Consider the following 19,761-nt stretch of genomic DNA (forward strand, 5'->3'; position numbering starts at 1 on the left):
CCGCTCAGGCGGCGTTCTCGCCCAGGGCGTGTTGGATCGACGCTACCACGTGGGCGCGTACCAGCTCCTGCAGCGAGTGGCCGCTGAGGATGTTGTGCGAGATCGAGCCCACGCGCGAGAGCGCCTGGGTCTGGCCCCAACTGACGCTGGCGCTCCAGGCGATCGAGTCTGCGCCCTGATAGCTCGCCTTGTACTGATAAATCTTGCCGTCGGACACGCTCTTGTACGTGCCCTCGCAACTACCGCTGTTGTGCATGATGCCCCCCCGTTTGCAAGTGATCTTGTGTGATGTTTCCCCAGGCTGCGAAGCTTAAGATTGCCGGCCGCATCGCACCATCGGGAAATACCTGAGTCGCTTTCACATCGTCGTGCTTTCGCTGTTTCTCCAATGCTTCGCGCCGTCCTCTGCACTGTCCCGCGTTGCCGTTCCGGAAATGAAAAAAGGGTTGCCCTCGTCGGGCAACCCTTTTTTGTCCGGCCTTGCGGCCGGCGTTTGCGACCGCTTACTGCCAGCCGTAACGCTTCGAATACCAGCCCTTCATGCCCTGGATCAGCACTGCATAGGCCACCAGGATGGCGATCAGCCACGGGAAGTAGGACAGCGGCAGCGCCTCCAGCTTGAAGTAGTGCGCCAGCGGCGACATCGGGATGATGATGCCGATGGCCATGATCACCAGCGTCATGCCCAACAGCGGCCACGAGGCGCGGCTCTGGAAGAAGGGGATGCGCTTGGTGCGGATCATGTGCACGATCAGCGTCTGCGACAGCAGGCCTTCGATGAACCAGCCGGACTGGAACAGAGTCTGGTGGTCGGCCGAGTTGGCACCGAAGATGTACCACATCAGCGCGAAGGTGGTGACGTCGAAGATCGAGCTGATCGGGCCGAAGAACACCATGAAGCGACCGATGTCGGCCGGATCCCAGCGACGCGGCTTCTCCAGGAACTCCTTGTCGACGTTGTCGAACGGGATGGAAATCTGCGACACGTCGTACAGCAGGTTCTGCACCAGCAGATGCAGCGGCAGCATCGGCAGGAACGGCAGGAAGGCGCTGGCGATCAGCACCGAGAACACGTTGCCGAAGTTGGAGCTGGCGGTCATCTTGATGTACTTCAGCATGTTGGCGAAGGTCTTGCGGCCTTCCAGCACGCCTTCTTCCAGCACCATCAGGCTCTTTTCCAGCAGGATCAGGTCGGCCGCTTCCTTGGCGATGTCCACTGCGGTGTCCACCGAGATGCCGATGTCGGCCGCGCGCAGCGCCGGGGCGTCGTTGATGCCGTCGCCCATGAAGCCCACCACGTGACCCTTGTCGTGCAGGATGCGCACGATGCGTTCCTTGTGCGCCGGCGACAGCTTGGCGAACACGGTCACCTTCTCGGCGGCCACGGCCAGTTCTTCGTCGCTCATCTTCTCGACGTGCGAACCGAGCAGCATGCCGTCCACTTCCAGGCCCACCTCGCGGCAGATCTTGGCGGTCACCAGCTCGTTGTCGCCGGTCAGGATCTTCACCGACACGCCGTGTTCGCGCAGCGCGGCCAAGGCCGGCGCGGTTGATTCCTTCGGCGGGTCGAGGAAGGCGATGTAACCGATCAGCACCAGATCCGACTCGTCGGCCAGGCTGTAGGTTTCCTTGGTCGGCGGCAGGTCCTTGGCGGCCACGCCCACCACGCGCAGGCCTTCGGCGTTCAGGCTGCCGGTGGTTTCGCGGATCTCGGCCAGCAGTTCCTCGCTGAGCGGCACGATCTGGCCGTTCAGGCGCGCACGGGTGCAGACCGAGACGATTTCCTCGACCGCGCCCTTGCAGATCAGCTCGTGGTGGTCTTCGCGTTCGGACACCACCACCGACATGCGGCGGCGCTGGAAGTCGAAGGGGATTTCATCGACCTTGCGGTAGGCCTGGGCGATCGACATCTCGCGCTGCAGTTCGGCGTGTTCCAGCACGGCCACGTCCAGCAGGTTCTTCAGGCCGGTCTGGTAGTAGCTGTTCAGGTAGGCGTATTGCAGCACTTCGTCATCGAGCTCGCCGCGGATATCGGTGTGGCGCTCCAGGAAGATCTTGTCCTGGGTCAGGGTGCCGGTCTTGTCGGTGCACAGCACGTCCATGGCGCCGAAGTTCTGGATCGCGTCCAGGCGCTTGACGATCACCTTCTTGCGCGACAGGGCGACGGCGCCCTTGGCCAGCGTCGAGGTGACGATCATCGGCAGCATTTCCGGGGTCAGGCCCACGGCCACCGACAGGCCGAACAGGAAGGCCTCGACCCAGTCACCCTTGGTGAAGCCGTTCAGGAAGAACACCACCGGCGTCATCACCAGCATGAAGCGGATCAGCAGCCAGCTGACCTTGTTCACGCCGGCCTGGAAGGCGGTCGGCGAGCGGTCGGTGGCGGTCACGCGTTCGGCCAGCGCGCCGAAGTAGGTGCGCTTGCCGGTGGTCAGCACCACGCCGGTGGCCGAGCCGCTGACCACGTTGGTGCCCATGAAGCACAGGTTGTTGAGCTCCAGCGGGCTGCTGGTGTCGAGGTTGGTCGGCACCACGAACTTTTCCACCGGCAGCGATTCGCCGGTCATGGCGGCCTGGCTGACGAACAGGTCCTTGGCGGCCAGCAGGCGCATGTCGGCCGGGATCATGTCGCCGGCGGAGAGCAGCACGATGTCGCCCGGCACCAGGTTCTTGATCGGCACTTCCACGCGGCGCGCGCCCTTGGGATGCAGGGTGACGTCGAAGTAACGCTGCGCCTCGGCGGCGATTTCTTCCACCAGGTCGTGACGCATCACGGTGGCGGTGTTGCTGACCATTTCCTTCAACTTGTCGGCGGCGGTGTTGGAGCGCGCCTCCTGCACGAAGCGCAGCAGGGTGGAGACCACCACCATGGTGCCGATCACGATGGCGGCCTTCATGTCCTCGGTGTAGAAGGACACCGCGGCCAGCAGCGTCAACAGCAGGTTGAAAGGATTCTTGTAGCAATGCCACAGATGCACCGGCCAGGTCAGCGGCTTCTCGTGCTCGACCTCGTTGGGGCCGATCTCGGCGCGGATGGCGTCGGACTCGGCCTCGGTCAGGCCGTCCACGCGCGACTTCAGTTGCGCCAGCAGGGGCGCGGCGTCGCTGCGCGAGGCCTCGGTCAGTTGCTGGGCCAGCGATTGGGAGACTTCCTTGGTCACGGGCGCGCTGCGGAACATGTCCATTCCGAGGCGGCGGAAGTGGCGGTCCATTCCGCGGGCGCGGATGAAGCTGACGAAGGTTTCTTTCAGCAGGTTCAGGTTCATGGCGTACTTCTTTTCTCTGTTTTCTTCATCCCGCAGCGCCTTCAGGAAGGGGCGGCGGGCGAAGTGGCTGTTGGTCCGATGCGAAGCCGGTGGCCGCATCGCCGTGGTGGTCTCAGGTCTCGCGCGTCAGGGACTGTAACGAGCCTGCTTGACGGATCGATGACAAACATCGCGTCTTCATGTTGTTTTCTGTCGCATGGCAGCCTCCGCTAGGTTGAGCGGAACCCCTGTCATCGGCGCCTGATGGCGCATGCAGACACCTGCAGGGCATGGCGTAAGGCCATGCTGTCAGCAAATCGTCAGGGTGCGACGGCGCAAGTCGAGCCGCTCTCCGGCGCTGACGCGGGAGAGCGAAGTAAAAACTGAGCCGTGCGCCGTGACGCAAGTCTGCGGCGGTCGATCGTCGATCTGTCGTTGTGAGGGAATGTCGATGCGTAGGAGGCGGAGCGTGAAGTGCGAACCTCAGTGCTGAGGCTGCCGCGCCGCCGGCATCGATATGCCGCCATCTGCCTGGTGCAAGATGACGGCAGGAGGAATCCTGCTGAAATGCTTGCCGAGGCTTAACCGGTCATAGACCGGCAACAACTGTCACCCGAACAAGTGCCCATGAGAGGGACTCCAAAAAATGAGAACGGGCGAATTCTACGCTCGCGCTTAAAACAGGGTCAAGGCAATTCGCCCGCATTGCCGAAAATTTGTGCATCCGCAACACAGGCTCATCGCGCACGGGATGTGGCCACACGGCAAAACTGCGCTGCTATGCAGCAACGATAGTCGGAATGGCATGCTTGTCTTATGCGACACGCGGCCTATACTCAAGCCAGAAAGACACACCGGACAAGGCTGGCAGAGCGGTTCCAGGCCCCGGCAGGATGTAAATAATTTGAATGAGAAGGCTGAAGGAGGAGACGCATCATGCCTAACATCATCATGAACAACCTGATGTTCTTTATCCCGATGACGCTGGCGGGCTTGTTGTTGTGCGGCGAAGTACCTGTCGCCTCGCGCGTGGTCAGGACCAGTTTGAGGGCAGTGGGCGCAGTGTTCGGCGCGCTGCTCGCGCTTTTAGTACTGGAGGCTCTGCCAGTACTAATTTAGCGGGTTTTATGCAGCCCGCTTTGCCGCTCGTTGCGGCAGTGGCAGGGGCATCGGCGGAGACTCTTCCCCCTGGGAAAACGTCTGTCACTGAACGCCGATCGCTCCGCCCTTGATTTCCCTAGGTCGATGTTTTCACAGTGGTCTCGTGGCGGCCCCGAAAACATCGGCCTTTTTTGCGTCCGCCGGTTTTGCATCGGCGCCTTGCGCACTTAGACCTCTTCCAACGACGACATTGCAATCAGGCAGCCTGCACGCGGCCGGCGTCGCGTTGTTCTCGATGCAGGCCGGCATCCCACATCACCAGCCGGTCGCGTCCCTGTTCCTTGGCGCAATACATCGCGTGGTCGGCGCGCTGCAGCCACACATAGTGCGCGTCCATGTCGATGGTGAAGGGCACCAGGCCGATGCTGGCGGTGCATCCCCACAGGCCCAGGTCGTCGCAGGATTGTCGGCGCACGTCGTCGATCAGTCGCTGCGACAGCACGCGCGCATCCGCCATCGAGGTATTGCGCAGGATGACCACGAATTCCTCGCCGCCATAGCGCCCGATCAGGTCGTCCTCGCGCAGGTTGGCGCGCAGCAGCTGCGAGAAGTTGCGCAGCACGGTGTCGCCCATCAGGTGGCCGTGGGTGTCGTTGACGCGCTTGAAGTGGTCGATGTCGAGCAGCAGCAGGCAGGCCTCATTGCCGCCGCGGCCGGTGTTGCGCCGGCAATGGCCGAACTCTTCGATCAGCAGGCTCTCCCAGTAGCGGCGGTTGAAGAGGCCGGTCAGGCCGTCGGTCTGGCTGACGATTTCGAATTCGCGCGAACGCTCGGCCAGCTTCTTGGACATGTCATAGGTCGACTTGCCCAGCGCCAGCGGATAGAGCGCGAGCATGGGAAGGCAGGCCACGATGGTGGCGATGTCGGACTGCGGCATGAAGTGAAAATCCAGCACCAGCCAGCCCAGGGCGAAGCAGGCTAGGCTGGCGTAGACGCCGCGCATGAACAGGCGCACACCGCCGGCGGCGATGTTGTCCATCGAGAGCATGGAGATGATCACCGCGCTGGGCACCAGGTTGCCGTTCATGGCGGCAATCCAGAAGCCGCCGAAGCCGGCGTCGATCACCAGGTTGCGGCGCTCGGCGCGGTAGGGGATCTTGCTGTGCAGCGCCCACTGGCGCGCCACATGCGGCCAGATGAAGCCATGGAAACCCATCAGCGCCCACAGCGGCCAACCCACAGGGTTTTGCACGAAGCCCGCGGCCACGCAGAAAAAGCCGATGCCAAGCCCGATGGCGCGCAGCACATAGATGCGGTTGACGAAGCGCACGCCCTTGCCGATCAACTCCTCCGGCGACGGATCGTCGGCGCGCGCCGGGCGCTTGCGGTACAGCGCCAGCGGATTGAGCAAGGCCAGCACGGCGGCCAATTGCCGCTGCCGTCTGCTCCTGCCGGTGCGCCGTGCTTTGGTGCTGCTGGAAGACATGATGCCGTTTCTTTCTCGTCCTGCCGCCGGCCTTGGCCCGACTGCCTGGAACGTGAGCGCATTTCCCTGGCGACGCCCCCTGCGTACGGGTAAATGCGTTTTGTTGTGTGACTCAGCGTAACTCCATTGTCGTCGTACTTGCAATACGACGGCCTGCTGCGGCGACATCCCGGGTGCAGCGCCGGGGCCATCACGGCGTCGCCATGATGTCGTTATGGCAACGTCGACCGGCGCCATTCTCGCAGATATTGCACTGCAAGTGCCTGTTCCGTGCGGGCGTCAGCCGGCCCTGATGCTTCACCCTATAATGGGCCATCTCCATTTTCGGTTGAATCATGCTGCGTTTCCTATCAGGCTTTTCCTTGCTTGTTCCTCGTTTTCCGTCCTCCCGTCTTCTTTCCCCGGCCATTGCCGTTGCACTGCTAGGCGCCGCCACTGCGGCGTCGGCCCAGAGCTTGCCGCCGCCGGTGGTGGGCGCGTTGCGGGTGGCGCATATTCCCCAGCAAAACGTCGGCGTGCTGGTGCTCGATGCCGACACCGGCAAGCGCGCGCTGGCGGCAGTCAATGTCACCCAGCCGTTCAACCCGGCCTCGGTGATGAAGCTGGTGACGACCGATGCGGCGCTGGAGCTGCTCGGCCCGACCTATTCCTGGAAGACCCAGGCCTACATCGACGGCGCGCTCGATCAGGGCGTGCTGAACGGCGACCTGATCATCAAGGGCGGCGGCGACCCCAAGCTGGTGATGGAGAATTTCTGGCTGTTCCTGCGCCAGCTGCGCGCGCGAGGCGTGAAGGATATCCGCGGTAACCTGGTGCTCGACCGCAGCTATTTCGCCGAGTCGACCTATGATCCTTCGCAGTTCGACGGCGACCCGCAAAAGCCGTACAACGCCGGTCCGGATGCGCTGCTGATCAACTACAAGACCCTGGCCTTCCGCTTCGAGCCCAATCCCGCCGCCGGCACCGTGTCGGTGACTATGGATCCGCCGCTGGCCGGCTATGCCATCACGCCGCCGCGCCTGTCGCAGGAGCCGTGCGGCGACTGGCAGGGCAAGCTGATGCTGTCCAATGAGGCGACGTCGGCCGCCTTCAACGGCAGCTTCTCGGCCGACTGCGGCCCCAAGGTCTGGTACGTGCATCCGTATCGCATGAGCAGCGCGCAGTACGCCGGCGCGATGTTCGCGCAGATGTGGGCCGATCTGGGCGGCAGTTTTTCCGGCCGCGTGGTCAACGGACTGGTGACGCCGTCGGCGCGGCTGATGGCGGAGTCGCAGTCGCCGACGCTGCCGGAAGTGATCCGCGACATCAACAAGTACAGCAACAACGTCATGGCGCGCCAGGTCTTGCTGACGCTGGCAGCAGAGATGAGCGGGCAGGCCGGCGATACCGTCGGCGGCGCGCGCGTGGTGCGTTCCTGGCTCAGCGACAAGGGGCTGGACACCAGCGGCCTGGCCATCGAGAACGGCGCCGGCCTGTCGCGCATCGAGCGCGTCACGCCCGCCTTGCTGGCCGGCATGCTGGCCCAGGCCTATCGCTCGCCGCTGATGCCTGAGTATGTGTCGTCGATGCCGCTGGTGGGTTACGACGGCACCATGCGCCGCCGCCTGAAGACGCAAAGCGTGGCAGGCCAGGCGCACATCAAGACCGGCACTCTGAACGATGTGCGCTCCATCGCCGGCTTCGTGCAAGCCGCTTCGGGCAAGTCGTATGTGGTGGTGTTCCTGATCAACCACCAGAACGCCCCGTCCGGGCAGAAGGCCCAGGATGCGCTGTTGCAATGGGTGTATGAGAACGGTTGAGCGTCGCCGGCATTCATGAAAAAACGCCGCCGGGGGTGATGCCACGGCGGCGTTTTTCATTGCGGCAGATGATGCCCGCAGGTGAGCGTCTTCAGAGCACCAGCGGCTTGTCGGACAGCTCGTTGTGCTCCCGGGTGTCGCCATCGCGCGGCATGACGTGGGCCAGCACGGCGTGCAGCTGCCCCAGCGCGGCCAGCGTGCTGTCGCTGTAGTCGCCGCGGGCGTAGCCGGTGGTCATGGCCTGGCAAATGTCCTGCCATTGCTGGCGCGTGACCAGGCGCGCCACGCCGCGGTCGGCGACGATCTCCACCTTGTGGTCGGCCAGGTTCAGGTAGACCAGCACGCCGCAGTTTTCCTCCGTGTCCCAGATGCGGTAACGCGCGAACAATTCGTGCGCGCGCTGGCGCGAAGTTTCGCCGCGCCAGACGGCGCCCAGCGACAGCGCAGCTTCGACGATCAGCTTCACTTGCGCGCGGTGGCGCTGTTCGCCGTCGGCGATGCTGGCCTGGATGGCCTTGAGGGCAGGGGAGGGGAACAGGCGCCGCGCCGTGGCCTTGGTGCTCTGCAGATGGCGCAGCGCGCGGGTGGGCAGCGATGGCTGTGTGTTGTTCCGGTTCATCTCACCAATCCCCCGAGGCGCCGCCGCCGTCGAATGTGCCGCCGCCGCCCGAGAACGAATCGCCGCCGGAAGAGAAGCCGCCCGACGAGCCGCCGAATCCGCCCGAGCTCGTGAAGCCGCCGGAGCGGCCCGACGACGCATTGCGCGCGGCCTGTTCGAGGATGCTGCCGATGATCACGCCGGCGCCGTGGCCCCAGTCGTTACTGTTGAGGTTGTTGCGGGCATGGCGGCGCGATCTCAACAGCACGGTGAAGAACACCGCCAGGAACACCAGCACCACGATCAGCGCCACCCAGCCGCCGCCGTCATCCTGCGCCGCCGGCGCATGGCGTTGTGCGGCCGGCAGGTTTTCCTTGTCGAGCAGGCCGGCGATGGCGGAGACGCCGGCCGCCAGGCCGCCATAAAAATCGTTCTGGCGGAAGTGCGGCGCGATCACGTCTTCCAGGATGCGCTTGGATTGCGCATCGGTCAGGCTGCCCTGCACACCGCGCCCGGCTTCGATGCGCAGGCGTCGCAGCGCCTTCGGATTGTCTTTGGCGACGACCAGGATCACGCCGTCGTCGACGCCTTTGCGCCCCAGCTTCCAGGCCTCGGCCACGCGGATGCTGTATTGCTCGATGGCTTCCGGCGCGGTGGTGGCCACCAGCAGTACCGCGATCTGGCTGCCGGTGCGGGTTTCGTACTCGGCCAGCACGCCTTCCAGCGAGGCGCGCTGCTGGGTGGACAGCATGCCGACCTGGTCGGTCACGTGGGTCGACAGCGGCGGGACGGCGACGAAGCCGTCATCGGCCGCCACGCAGCTCAGCGTCCACAACAGGGCCGGCAACAGGAACAGCCGCAGCAAAAGCGTGCGCATTGCCGGCGCTTACTTGCCGAAGTTGACGGTGGGCGCGGTCGAGATGGCTTTCTCGTTTTCCACCGTGAAGGACGGCTTGACTTCATAGCTGAACAGCTTGGCCGTGATGTTGGTGGGGAAGCTGCGCGCCAGGATGTTGTACTCCTGGACCGAGGCGATGTAGCGCTGGCGCGCCACGGTGATGCGGTTCTCGGTGCCTTCCAGCTGCGACTGCAGGTCGCGGAAGCTGGTGTCGGCCTTCAGCTGCGGGTAATTCTCGGAGACCGCCATCAGGCGCGACAGCGCCGAGGACAGCTCACCCTGCACCTGCTGGAATTTCTTGAAGGCCTCCGGGTTGTTCAGCACTTCCGGGGTGATCTGGAAGCTGGTGGCCGCGGCGCGCGCCTTGGTGACGGCTTCCAGCGTGTCCTTCTCGTGGGCGGCATAGCCCTTGACGGTGTTGACGAGGTTGGGGATCAGGTCGGCGCGGCGCTGGTACTGGTTCACCACTTCACCCCAGGCGGCCTTGGTGGCTTCGTCCTTGGCCTGGAAGTCGTTGTAGCCGCAGCCGGAGAGCGTGAGCGCCAGCACGGCGACGGCCAGCCAGGCGAACGGTTTGAACGGTGTCTTCATGTTGTTGTTCCTCGTCAGAAATAGAAGCGTTTGAGACCGGCAATGCTGCCAGAGGTGCCCGATTTCCCCTGAAATGCGGTGAAAATCCGGTAAAAATCGCGGTTCGGGCAGGCCGGCGCGATACAATAGCGCATCTTCAAGCTTAAGGCATCACCGTGACATTCATCGAGAAACTCAACGCCGCGTGGACTTCGCGTAACTCCCTGCTGTGCGTCGGCCTGGACCCTGACGTCAAGAAATTCCCCGAGGAGCTGCAGGGCAAGCCCGACGCTATCTACGAATTCTGCCGCGCCATCATCGACGCCACGGCCGACACCGCCTGCGCCTTCAAGCCGCAGATCGCCTACTTCGCCGCGCTGGGCGCGGAAGAGCAGCTGGAGCGCATCTGCTCCTACCTGCGCACCAATTATCCCGACATCCCGCTGGTGCTGGACGCCAAGCGCGGCGACATCGGCGCCACTGCCGAGCAGTACGCGCGCGAAGCCTTCGAGCGCTACAACGCCGACGTCGTCACCGTCAGCCCTTACATGGGCTGGGACTCGGTTTCGCCCTACCTGGAGTGGAAGGATCGCGGCGTGATCGTGCTGTGCCGCACCTCCAACGCCGGCGGCTCCGACCTGCAATTCCTGGAAGTCGAGGGCAAGCCGCTGTACCAGCACGTGGCGCGCCTCGTGGCCGAGAAGTGGAACACCAACGGCCAGTGCGGCCTGGTGGTGGGCGCCACCTTCCCGCATGAACTGGCGCAGGTGCGCTCCATCATCGGCGACATGCCGCTGTTGGTGCCGGGCGTGGGCGCCCAGGGCGGCGACGTGGAAGCAACCGTCAAGTCCGGCAAGACCGCCGCCGGCGCCGGCATGATGATCAACTCCTCGCGCGCCATCCTGTACGCCAAGCGCGAAGCGGGCGAGGACTTCGCCGCCGCAGCGCGCCGCGTGGCCATCGAAACGCGCGACGCGATCAATCTGCATCGTTGATCTGATCAGATGACGGTCATCCCTGCGAAGGCAGGGATCCGGTGTCGTTCGCACACCATCCGCAGCTTGATGCGAGAGGAAAGCCGCCGGCTTCCTGCTTGCGCAGAATGACAGGAGTACCAAAAGAAACAGGCCGCGCTGCCAAGGCAAGCGCGGCCTGTTTCTTTTGTACGGTCGTGTTCAGTCAGCCAGCAGTTTCAGCAAGCCCTTCAAGGCATGTTCCACCGTCTGCTGGCGCACCGCCTGGCGGTCGCCGGAAAACACTAGTCGTTCGGTATAGGTCTTGTCGCCCAGGCGCCAGCCGAAGCAGACGGTGCCGACCGGCTTGCCGGGCACCGCGCCGCCCGGGCCGGCGATGCCGGTGGTGGAGACCGCGATATCCGAGCTGCTGTTGGCAACCGCGCCTTCGGCCATGGCGCCGGCGATCTCTTCGCTGACTGCGCCATGCTGCGCGATCGTGGCTTCGGAAATGTCCAGCAGTTCGTTCTTGGAGGCGTTGGAGTAGGTCACGAAGCCGCAGTCGAACCATTCGGAAGAGCCTGCGATCTCGGTGATGGCGTGTGCGATGCCGCCGCCGGTGCACGATTCGGCGGTGGCTAACAGCAGGCCCTTGGCCTTCAAGGCCTGGCCGACGCGTGCGGCTAAGTCAATCGTGGTGTCCATGAGTGTCATCCCTGGTTGTGCCTGCAGCCCCTTCCGATGACTGCGGCCGGTTGATCATGAGCATGCACGAACTAGCATACTCCCTCCGCCGGGTTTGTTGAACCGGCTTTCTTCTTCAGCTGCCGATCAGGAATACGCGCGCCAGAACGCGAACACCAGCAGCGTGTAGAAGGCCGCCACGATGTCGTCCCACATCACGCCGAAGCCGCCTTTAAAGCGGCGGTCGAACCAGGCGATCGGCGGCGGCTTGACCATGTCGAAGAAGCGGAACACCACGAAGGCCGCGAACTGCACCTTGAGGCTGGCCGGCGTTACCAGCACCAGCACTAGCCAGAAGGCGATGATCTCGTCCCACACCATGCTGCCGTCGTCGGGCGAATTGAGCGCACGGCCGGTGCGGTGGCAGGCCCAGATGCCGACCACGAAGCCGGCCACGATGATGGCCAGCCAGTTGGCGGCGGTGAAGATGTGCGGCCAGCGTGCGGAGAGCACGGCATACGACAGCCATGCGAACAGCGTGCCCGCGGTGCCCGGCATGATGGGCGAGAGCCCGCTGCCGAAACCCTGCGCGATCCAGTGCGCGGGATGGGCCAGCATGAACTGCGAGGTCGGCTTGCGTTTCTTCGCCGCCGGCGGCGGTGGCGGGGGAAATGCGGTGGTCGCGGAGGAGGGCGTTGGTTCTTGGTTCATGTGCGGAAATGGTCGAAGGACGCGAGGTCCAGTTGCAGCGCTTGGCCGGATGCGTCCACCAGCCGCAGGCCGGGTTCGCTGTCGATGACGCCCACGCGGGCCACCTCGACGCCGGCCGCGTGCGCGGCTTTTTCCACCGTCTCGCGCAGGCGCGCCGGCGCGGTGAAGCAGAGTTCGTAGTCGTCGCCGCCGGCCAGCGTGAAACGGCGGCGCAGTTCGGCGTCGCGTTGCTGCAGCGTATTGCCGGGCGGCAGGGCGTCCACGTTCAAGGTCGCGCCGTGGCGCGAGCGCGCCAGGATATGGCCGAGATCGCCGACCAGGCCGTCGGAGATGTCGATGGCGGCGTGGGCGATGCCGCGCAGCGCCACCCCCAGCTCCACCCGCGGCGTCGGCTCGTGCAGGCGCGGCGCGGCCTGCAACAACTCGGTGTCGGACAGCGGGAATTCATTGCGGTAACCGGCCAGCGCCAGGCGCGCATCGCCCAGCGAGCCGGATACCCAGATGTCATCGCCCACGCGCGCGGTGTCGCGGCGCAGCGCCTGTTGCGGCGGCACTTCGCCGAACACGGTGATGCTGATGGTCAGCGGCCCCTTGGTGGTATCGCCGCCGATGAGTTCGCAGCCGTGGCGGTCGGCCAGCGCCAGCATGCCCTGCGAGAACGGCGCCAGCCACTCCGGATTGGCCTCGGGCAGCGCCAGCGCCAGCGTGAAGGCGATCGGCTGCGCGCCCATGGCGGCCAGGTCGGACAGGTTCACGGCCAGGCACTTGCGGCCCAGCGCCAGCGGATCGGCGCCGGGGAAGAAATGGCGGCCTTCCACCAGCATGTCGCTGGAGATGGCCAGCTGCATGCCCGGGGCCGGCGTCATCAGCGCGCAGTCGTCGCCCACGCCGAGCGCCGTGCGGCTGTCGGGAGCGGGCGGGCGGCTGAAATAGCGCGCGATGAGTTCGAATTCGGTCAGCATGGGGCGATTGTAACCAATCCGTCATGGCTTCTGGAGGACAATAGCGTGGATCGTTCATCGCGGGGATGAGGGCATCTGCCCCATGTTGCGTCGCAGCATGTGCGCCAAAATCGCGCAGCCGCGATTTGTCGCGGCGCAGCGTCCCGTGCACCGCCGGCGGCATGGCAACGCAGCCCCGGCAGCTGCCCGCAACTCGGCTCAACGGCAGCGTCGATGCGCCGATCAGCGCAGCGGGCGGCCTCCTGATGCGATAAGGACTTTCCACAAGTCGGCCGCCAGGGCGCGGCAAGCGAGCAAAGATTCGTCATTGCAGCGCTGTGCCCAACGTGCGCCGATCACACCGCAAACGGACGTCATTTGCACCGTCAAAGGGCATGTTCGCGGACATCACGCACCGCCAGTGAAAGCCCGCAAAGCCTTTTCCGGACTGGCTTTGCGCGGAGCAGCATGGCGTCGGCGGCCTATGATTGAGGGCCGACCTCTGCTAGAATCGGCGGTCTTCGCAAGTCAACATAGAGAATACAGAGTTATGGATTCGATGATCAGTAAGAAAGAAGAAGTGCGTCAGCAACTTCGTCAGGCAGCGCTGGATTACCACGAGTTTCCGACCCCGGGCAAAATCAGCGTCACTCCCACCAAGCTGCTGACCAACCAGCGTGATCTCTCCCTGGCCTATTCTCCCGGCGTGGCCGCGGCTTGCGAAGAAATCGTCGCCGACCCGCTCAACGCCTTCAAGTACACCGCCCGCGGCAACCTGGTCGCCGTGATCTCCAACGGCACCGCCGTGCTCGGCCTGGGCAATATCGGCGCGCTGGCCTCCAAGCCTGTGATGGAAGGCAAGGGCGTGCTGTTCAAGAAGTTCGCCGGCATCGACGTCTTCGACATCGAAGTCAACGAAACCGACCCGGACAAGCTGATCGACGTCATCGCGGCCCTGGAGCCGACCTTCGGCGGCATCAACCTGGAAGACATCAAGGCGCCCGAGTGCTTCTACATCGAGCGCAAGCTGCGCGAGAAGATGAAGATCCCGGTCTTCCACGATGACCAGCACGGCACCGCCATCATCGTCGGCGCGGCCATCCTGAACGGCCTGAAGGTGGTTGGCAAGAACATCAAGGAAGTCAAGCTGGTGGTCTCCGGCGCCGGCGCGGCCGCGCTGGCCTGCCTGGACCTGATCGTCGACCTCGGCTTCCCGATCGAAAACATCTACGTCACCGACTTGGCCGGCGTGGTCTACAAGGGCCGCAAGGAACTGATGGATCCGGACAAGGAGCGCTTCGCCCGCGAAACCGACGCGCGCACCCTGGCCGAAGTCATCCCCAATGCCGACATCTTCCTGGGCCTGTCCGCCGCCGGCGTGTTGAAGCAGGACATGGTCAAGCAGATGGCGCCGCGTCCGTTGGTGCTGGCGCTGGCCAACCCGACCCCGGAAATCCTGCCGGAAGACGTCAAGGCCGTGCGCGACGACGCCGTCATCGCCACCGGCCGTTCGGATTATCCGAACCAGGTCAACAACGTGCTGTGCTTCCCCTACATCTTCCGCGGCGCGCTGGACTCCGGCGCCACCACCATCACGCGCGAGATGGAGATCGCCACCGTGCACGCCATCGCCGAACTGGCGCAGGCCGAGCAGTCCGACATCGTGGCCGCCACCTACGGCGTGACCAACCTGTCGTTCGGTCCTGAATACATCATCCCGAAGCCGTTCGACCCGCGCCTGATGATCAAGATCGCGCCGGCCGTCGCGCGCGCCGCCGAGACTTCCGGCGTGGCCGCCCGTCCGATCCAGGACATGGACGCCTACATCGAGAAGCTGGAGCAGTTCGTCTACCACAGCGGCACCTTCATGCGCCCGATCTTCCAGGTCGCCAAGAAGGCCGCCGAAGCGAAGAAGCGCATCGTCTACGCCGAAGGCGAAGAAGAACGCGTGCTGCGCGCGGTGCAGGTGATCGTCGACGAAAACCTGGCCAAGCCCATCCTGGTGGGCCGTCCGGAAGTGCTGGAACAGCGCATCAAGAAGTTCGGACTGCGCCTGCGCGCCGGTTCCGACTTCGAGGTGATCAACCCGAACTTCGACGAGCGCTATCGCGACTACTGGCAGACCTTCCTCGAGATGTCGCGCCGCAAGGGCGTCACCGAGCAGTACGCCAAGCTGGAGATGCGCCGCCGCCACACCCTGATCGGCTCCATGGCGATCCACAAGGGCGACGCCGACGGCATGATCTGCGGCACCTACGGCACCACCCAGCTGCACCTGCACTACATCGACCAGGTGCTGGGCAAGCGTGACGGCGTGAACGTCTACGCCGCCATGAACGCGGTGATCCTGCCGAACCGCCAGCTGGTGCTGGTCGACACGCACGTCAACGAGAACCCGAACGCCGCCGAGCTGGCCGAGATCACCGTGCTGGCCGCTGACGAGATGCGCCGCTTCGGCCTGCATCCGCGCGCCGCGCTGCTGTCACACTCCAACTTCGGTTCTTCCAACAGCGAGTCGGCGCGCAAGATGCGCAACGCGCTGGCGATCCTGCGTGAAGTTGCGCCGGACCTGGAAGTGGACGGCGAAATGCACGGCGACACCGCGCTGGACGTCAAGCTGCTGAACGCGGTGATCCCGGATTCGCCGTTGAAGGGCGACGCCAACCTGCTGGTCATGCCCAACATCGACGCCGCCAACATCGCCTACAACCTGTTGAAGACTGCATCGGGCAACGGCGTGGCGATCGGCCCCATCCTGCTGGGTTGCGCCAAGCCGGTCCACATCCTGACGCCGTCGGCCACCGTGCGCCGCATCATCAACATGACGGCGCTGTGCGTGATGGACGCGCTGTCGGAGCGTTGATCGCCGCGTGAGCTGAATTCTCAGCATCAGCAAGACCGCAAAAGCGGCGCATGTCGAAAGGCATGCGCCGCTTTTGTTTTGCCCGCAGCCGGGCTCGCTGCGTCAGAAGGAGGTGCGCAATCCGGCGGTGACGGCCCAGGGATCGAAGCCCGGCGTGACCGTGGCGGAAGCCGGACTGAGCAGGCCGAAGCCCTGCGTCGACCGGCCATTGTTGACGATGCGGGTGGCATAGCCATACAGCTGCGTGCGCTTTGACAGGAAGTAGACATAGCCGGCGCTATAGGCCGTGGCCCTGGCGTCGCCCTGCTGCGCGCGGCGCGAGACGCCCAGGTTGATGTCGCCGGGGCCGGTGGCAATCCTGGCGTTGAGCATCACGGCCGAGCTGAACCAGGCGCCGGGATCGGTGCGCTTGGAATAGAGGTAATTGGCGCCCAGCATGTTGCCGCCCACGTTGAAGGTGGCGGCGACCACTTGCGTGAGCTGCGAGATATTGGGCAGCGACGCGGCTGCCGTGCCCGGATCGTAGCGGTGGCGGTTGACGCCATAGCCCAGCGTGACCGGGCCGCGCGCATATTGCAGGTTCATGCCGATGTTGCGGCCGTTGCTCAGGTTACTGCTGTCTTCTGCCCCGAACGAGTAGCCGATCTCGCTGGTCAAGCCATTGAACAACACCGGCGTGCGATAGCGGATGGCGTTGGAATAGAAGCCGCCGGTGCCGGACTTGCCCAGGGTGGAGGAGTGCTCCAGCGACATGATGGCCGACGGATTGGCCAGGCCATAGGTGGCGACATCCGAGCCGAGAAATACCCAATAGATCGGCAAATACAAGGAGCCGACATCGATACTGCCGTAGTCCGCGCTGGACAATCCCACCGCCGCGCCGCGGTTGAACAGGGTGGTGCCGCCGCCGACGCCGGTGTCGATGCTGAAGCCGGTCTCCAGCTGGAAGTTGGCGCGATATCCAGCGCCCAGATCCTCGCTGCCGCGAAAGCCCAGGCGCGAGGCTTGCAGGTTGCCGCTGGCCAGCGCCGCGCTGGCGCCGACGCCCTTGTCGAACTTGCCGTACTGGAGCGCGGCGTCCACGATCCCATACAGCGTCACGCTGGAAGGCGCCTCCACGGCGCGGGCGTTTTGCGTCAGGCCTGCCGCGCCCAATGCCATGGCGCAGAGCACGCGTCCATGTCGCGCGAGTGAGCGCCATGGCCGGCGCTGGCGCGCGGATGCTGCAGGATTTTTTTTGTATTGCTGGGCGGTCACGATGTCTCCTTGTTTTTTTCAGGGTGGCGTGGCGGGAATCAGTTGCACATCAACGGGTAATCAGCCGACCACCGACACCTGCGCCAGCCCCGCATCCACCAGCAGGTTCTGGCCGGTGATGGCGGCGGCCTGGGGACTGGCGAGGAACAGTACGCTGTCGGCGATATGCTTCGGTTCGACGCGCAATTTCAGGCATTGCAGGTCGATGAATTGCCGGTCGGCGCCGGCATCGCGCCAGAGCGCGGTTTGTCGCTCGGTCACCACCGCGCCCGGCAAGACCGCGTTGACGCGGATGCCGTGCTCGCCCAGCTCGCGCGCCAGGGTGCGCGTCAGGCCGGAGATGCCGGCTTTCGAGGTGGTGTAGCCGATCAGGTTGGGCCGTCCGCGCAACCAGGAAATCGACCCCAGATTGATGATCGCGCCGCCGCCGGTGGCGCGCATGCCCGGCGCCACGCACTGGGTGGCGAACACATGGTGGGTCAGGTTCACCGCCAGCATTTCGTTCCACATGTCGATGTCCAGTTCGTCGAGGCTGTGGCGCGTATCGCGGCCGGCGTTGTTGACCAGGATGGACACCGGGCCGAGCGCGCGCGCGGCGTCCTCCAGCACCTGGCGATAAGCCTCGATATCGCGCACGTCGCACGCCGCGAACCATGGGGGCAAACGCCGCACCGCGCTGCCGACCGGGGCGGCCTCCAGCCGCTCGCACAGCGCCGCGCCGCGTTGCGCATCGAGATCGCAAAACGCCACTTGCGCGCCTTGCTCCCAGAAGGCTTGCACCAGTGCTTCGCCGATGCCGGACGCGCCGCCGGAAATGAAGGCGACTTGCCCCGCGAGTCCGGGGTAGAGGGGGCTGGGTGGATTCATCGTGGTCTCCTCGGGGTGTTCATGGATGGTTAGGCATTGACGTGGGGGCAGTAGCGCAAAGCGTCAGCGAGACGCGCGCCGACAGGCTCGCGCCGGGCTCGAGCACATGCATCGCAGGCAACTGGCCGTGCAAGGCATTGTTCGCGTGCGATACCGGTTCGAAGGCAAAGAAGGCTTGTCCTTCGGGGCGGAACAGCACCGCGCAGCACAAGGTGTCGCTGGCGGTGAGATGGATCGTGTGGCGGGGCGCGCTGATCGTGGCTTCGCGCGTCCAGCCGGTGAAGCAGTTGTCGATCACCGTGTCGTCCAGCGCGCCCAGGGCCGGCGGGGCGACTGCTGCGCGCGGCAATTTGTCCGGGCCGTTGAGCAGCATCGACGACCAGCCGGTGTGCAGATGGGTGGGGCCGCGTGCGCTGTCCAGCGGGAAGAAGGGATGCCAGCCCAGGCCGCAGGGAGCGCGCTGCGCGGACCGGTTGGTGAACTCCAGCGCCAGCGTCAATGTGTCGCCGTCGACGCTGATGTGCTGGTGCGCCAAAAACGCAAACGGCCAGGCGCGGTCGGGCTGGTGCTCAAGCGCCAGCGTGATGCTGCCCGCCTCCTGCCGAACCACCTGCCAGGGGCGCTGGAACCCGACGCCGTGGATCGCATGCGGCTCACCCGGGAAGTTGGCCAGCAGGGCATGGCGTGCGCCTTCAAACGTGAAGCCGGCATGGGCGATCCTGTTGGAAAACGGCAGCAACGGATAGCAGGCGGTGCGGCGCACATTGCCCTGGGCCAGGTCGGCCTCGGCGGTGGCGCGCAGCACGTCCTGGCCGCGCCAGCGCGCGCTCGTGATCGATCCGCCCAGCGTCGGCGCCAGCGTCACGCGCCAGTCGCCGCTTTCCAGCGTGCACAGCGGCGTCACGGACAAAGTGTCGGACATGACGGCCGGGCTCAGTAAGGGCCACCGGCATTGGCCTGCGCCGCGCCGCCGGTCAACTCCGACAGGAAAGCCGCGGCCTGGCGCATCAGCATGCCCATGTCGGACGCGACCGCGACGAAGTCATAGCCCATCCGGATGAAATCGCCCACCATTGCCGGCGTCGGGCCGACGATACCGATCGGCTTGCCGATCGCCCGGGCGCGGCGCGCGCAATCGGCCAGCACGGCTTGCAGCTCTGGGTCGTTGATGGCGCCGATCTTTCCCAGCGCCGCCGACAGGTCGCCCGGACCGACGAAGAGCGCATCCACGCCCGGCACGGCGGCGATGTCTTCCAGCCGCGCGATGGCCTCGGGCGTCTCCAGCTGCACGATGCAGGCGGTGGCGTCGTTGGCGCGCCGGCTGAATTCACTCCACGTGCCGTAGCGGCTGGCCCGGTGCATGGCGGCAAAACCACGCGTGCCCAGTGGCGGGAACTTGGTGGCGGCGACTGCCGCGCGCGCCTCCTCGACCGTCTGCACAAAGGGGAACATCAGCGTTTGCGCGCCCATGTCGAGGGCGCGCTTGGCCAGGGTGGCGTCGGTACGCGCCAGCCGTACGACGGGGGCGGCGCGGCCGCAATCCACCGCGCGCAGGAGGTGCTGCATGTCGGTGAATTCGAAGGGCGCGTGTTCCATGTCGATCAGCAACCAGTCGAAGCCGGCATGCGACAGCGCCTCGGCCGTGGCCGGGGCGCCGGACATCAGCCAGGTGCCGACGGGGACGGCGCGCACATCGCGCACATCGCGCACATCGCCCATGCCGGGGCCGGACAGCAGTTCGCAAAACGCATTGCGGGTAGGATCTTGCCGTGTCATCTCAATTCCTTT

17 protein-coding genes are annotated in these 19,761 nt (G+C 65.1%); 4 read left to right on the forward strand and 13 right to left on the reverse strand.

The window, feature by feature from the left end; all coding sequences use genetic code 11:
• Positions 1-4: 4 nt before the first annotated feature.
• A complete protein-coding gene (locus tag J8I26_RS06890; RefSeq protein ID WP_209605477.1) occupies positions 5-256 on the reverse strand; it encodes a hypothetical protein in 252 nt (83 codons plus the stop codon).
• Between the two features lie 247 nt (positions 257-503).
• Positions 504-3,266 carry a magnesium-translocating P-type ATPase gene (gene mgtA, locus J8I26_RS06895; RefSeq protein ID WP_209605479.1) on the reverse strand — a complete coding sequence of 921 codons (2,763 nt, stop codon included), beginning with the start codon at positions 3,264-3,266 and terminating at the stop codon, positions 504-506.
• Between the two features lie 915 nt (positions 3,267-4,181).
• Here mgtA and J8I26_RS06900 point away from each other — a divergent pair.
• Entirely contained in the window at positions 4,182-4,364 is a 183-nt protein-coding gene (locus tag J8I26_RS06900) for a hypothetical protein (RefSeq protein ID WP_209605481.1), read from the forward strand.
• A 238-nt stretch (positions 4,365-4,602) separates the two neighbouring features.
• Here the strand turns inward: J8I26_RS06900 and J8I26_RS06905 are convergent, their stop codons facing one another.
• Positions 4,603-5,832 (reverse strand): diguanylate cyclase, encoded by a 1,230-nt coding sequence (locus J8I26_RS06905; RefSeq protein ID WP_209605483.1) that lies wholly within the window; start codon positions 5,830-5,832, stop codon positions 4,603-4,605.
• Positions 5,833-6,239: 407 nt separating this feature from the next.
• On the opposite strand from J8I26_RS06905, the gene dacB reads away from it, so the two are divergent.
• Complete coding sequence (dacB, locus tag J8I26_RS06910; RefSeq protein WP_348635294.1) at positions 6,240-7,631, forward strand: D-alanyl-D-alanine carboxypeptidase/D-alanyl-D-alanine-endopeptidase; 1,392 nt, start codon at positions 6,240-6,242, stop codon at positions 7,629-7,631.
• A 91-nt stretch (positions 7,632-7,722) separates the two neighbouring features.
• Here dacB and J8I26_RS06915 read toward each other — a convergent pair whose 3' ends face one another.
• From J8I26_RS06915 to J8I26_RS06925, 3 genes are read right to left on the reverse strand one after another with little or no spacing between them, the layout of a single operon-like run.
• The gene (locus tag J8I26_RS06915) at positions 7,723-8,250 is read right to left on the reverse strand and encodes a TPM domain-containing protein (RefSeq protein WP_209605487.1); all 528 of its coding nucleotides are present in this window, start codon (positions 8,248-8,250) and stop codon (positions 7,723-7,725) included.
• A gap of 1 nt (position 8,251) precedes the next feature.
• Positions 8,252-9,106 carry a TPM domain-containing protein gene (locus J8I26_RS06920; protein WP_209605489.1) on the reverse strand — a complete coding sequence of 285 codons (855 nt, stop codon included), beginning with the start codon at positions 9,104-9,106 and terminating at the stop codon, positions 8,252-8,254.
• Between the two features lie 9 nt (positions 9,107-9,115).
• Positions 9,116-9,718, reverse strand: coding sequence for a LemA family protein (locus tag J8I26_RS06925; RefSeq protein WP_209605491.1), 603 nt, complete (start codon positions 9,716-9,718; stop codon positions 9,116-9,118).
• Between the two features lie 155 nt (positions 9,719-9,873).
• Here J8I26_RS06925 and pyrF point away from each other — a divergent pair, with 155 nt between their 5' ends.
• Positions 9,874-10,692 (forward strand): orotidine-5'-phosphate decarboxylase, encoded by an 819-nt coding sequence (gene pyrF, locus J8I26_RS06930; protein ID WP_209605492.1) that lies wholly within the window; start codon positions 9,874-9,876, stop codon positions 10,690-10,692.
• 180 nt (positions 10,693-10,872) lie between these two features.
• Here pyrF and J8I26_RS06935 read toward each other — a convergent pair whose 3' ends face one another.
• The 3 genes from J8I26_RS06935 to thiL form a co-directional block, all read right to left on the reverse strand.
• Positions 10,873-11,355 (reverse strand): CinA family protein, encoded by a 483-nt coding sequence (locus J8I26_RS06935; RefSeq protein ID WP_209605494.1) that lies wholly within the window; start codon positions 11,353-11,355, stop codon positions 10,873-10,875.
• 126 nt (positions 11,356-11,481) lie between these two features.
• On the reverse strand, positions 11,482-11,952 hold the full coding sequence (locus tag J8I26_RS06940; RefSeq protein WP_209605821.1) for a phosphatidylglycerophosphatase A: 471 nt from the start codon (positions 11,950-11,952) through the stop codon (positions 11,482-11,484).
• A gap of 89 nt (positions 11,953-12,041) precedes the next feature.
• Positions 12,042-13,007, reverse strand: coding sequence for a thiamine-phosphate kinase (gene thiL / locus J8I26_RS06945; protein WP_209605496.1), 966 nt, complete (start codon positions 13,005-13,007; stop codon positions 12,042-12,044).
• A gap of 529 nt (positions 13,008-13,536) precedes the next feature.
• Here thiL and J8I26_RS06950 point away from each other — a divergent pair.
• Positions 13,537-15,849 (forward strand): NADP-dependent malic enzyme, encoded by a 2,313-nt coding sequence (locus J8I26_RS06950; protein ID WP_245200167.1) that lies wholly within the window; start codon positions 13,537-13,539, stop codon positions 15,847-15,849.
• A gap of 102 nt (positions 15,850-15,951) precedes the next feature.
• Here J8I26_RS06950 and J8I26_RS06955 read toward each other — a convergent pair whose 3' ends face one another.
• Genes J8I26_RS06955 through J8I26_RS06970 form a run of 4 tightly spaced genes read right to left on the reverse strand, consistent with a single transcriptional unit; the run spans position 15,952 to position 19,749 of the window.
• Entirely contained in the window at positions 15,952-17,106 is a 1,155-nt protein-coding gene (locus J8I26_RS06955; RefSeq protein ID WP_209605498.1) for a porin, read from the reverse strand.
• Between the two features lie 60 nt (positions 17,107-17,166).
• Positions 17,167-17,973 (reverse strand): SDR family oxidoreductase, encoded by an 807-nt coding sequence (locus J8I26_RS06960; protein WP_209605500.1) that lies wholly within the window; start codon positions 17,971-17,973, stop codon positions 17,167-17,169.
• A gap of 19 nt (positions 17,974-17,992) precedes the next feature.
• On the reverse strand, positions 17,993-18,895 hold the full coding sequence (locus tag J8I26_RS06965) for an aldose 1-epimerase (RefSeq protein WP_209605502.1): 903 nt from the start codon (positions 18,893-18,895) through the stop codon (positions 17,993-17,995).
• An 11-nt stretch (positions 18,896-18,906) separates the two neighbouring features.
• Complete coding sequence (locus J8I26_RS06970) at positions 18,907-19,749, reverse strand: aldolase/citrate lyase family protein (protein ID WP_245200168.1); 843 nt, start codon at positions 19,747-19,749, stop codon at positions 18,907-18,909.
• Positions 19,750-19,761: the final 12 nt, after the last annotated feature.

It is taken from the genome of Herbaspirillum sp. LeCh32-8 (genome assembly GCF_017814915.1).
Lineage (GTDB): Bacteria > Pseudomonadota > Gammaproteobacteria > Burkholderiales > Burkholderiaceae_D > Herbaspirillum.

What these genes read in the sequence shown, in the direction of transcription:
- J8I26_RS06890 (WP_209605477.1), bottom strand. Translation starts at nt 256, where the DNA reads ATGCACAACAGCGGTAGTTGCGAGGGCACGTACAAGAGCGTGTCCGAC.
- mgtA (WP_209605479.1), bottom strand. Translation starts at nt 3,266, where the DNA reads ATGAACCTGAACCTGCTGAAAGAAACCTTCGTCAGCTTCATCCGCGCC.
- J8I26_RS06900 (WP_209605481.1), top strand. Translation starts at nt 4,182, where the DNA reads ATGCCTAACATCATCATGAACAACCTGATGTTCTTTATCCCGATGACG.
- J8I26_RS06905 (WP_209605483.1), bottom strand. Translation starts at nt 5,832, where the DNA reads ATGTCTTCCAGCAGCACCAAAGCACGGCGCACCGGCAGGAGCAGACGG.
- J8I26_RS06915 (WP_209605487.1), bottom strand. Translation starts at nt 8,250, where the DNA reads ATGAACCGGAACAACACACAGCCATCGCTGCCCACCCGCGCGCTGCGC.
- J8I26_RS06920 (WP_209605489.1), bottom strand. Translation starts at nt 9,106, where the DNA reads ATGCGCACGCTTTTGCTGCGGCTGTTCCTGTTGCCGGCCCTGTTGTGG.
- J8I26_RS06925 (WP_209605491.1), bottom strand. Translation starts at nt 9,718, where the DNA reads ATGAAGACACCGTTCAAACCGTTCGCCTGGCTGGCCGTCGCCGTGCTG.
- J8I26_RS06935 (WP_209605494.1), bottom strand. Translation starts at nt 11,355, where the DNA reads ATGGACACCACGATTGACTTAGCCGCACGCGTCGGCCAGGCCTTGAAG.
- J8I26_RS06940 (WP_209605821.1), bottom strand. Translation starts at nt 11,952, where the DNA reads ATGCTGGCCCATCCCGCGCACTGGATCGCGCAGGGTTTCGGCAGCGGG.
- thiL (WP_209605496.1), bottom strand. Translation starts at nt 13,007, where the DNA reads ATGCTGACCGAATTCGAACTCATCGCGCGCTATTTCAGCCGCCCGCCC.
- J8I26_RS06950 (WP_245200167.1), top strand. Translation starts at nt 13,537, where the DNA reads ATGGATTCGATGATCAGTAAGAAAGAAGAAGTGCGTCAGCAACTTCGT.
- J8I26_RS06960 (WP_209605500.1), bottom strand. Translation starts at nt 17,973, where the DNA reads ATGAATCCACCCAGCCCCCTCTACCCCGGACTCGCGGGGCAAGTCGCC.
- J8I26_RS06965 (WP_209605502.1), bottom strand. Translation starts at nt 18,895, where the DNA reads ATGTCCGACACTTTGTCCGTGACGCCGCTGTGCACGCTGGAAAGCGGC.
- J8I26_RS06970 (WP_245200168.1), bottom strand. Translation starts at nt 19,749, where the DNA reads ATGACACGGCAAGATCCTACCCGCAATGCGTTTTGCGAACTGCTGTCC.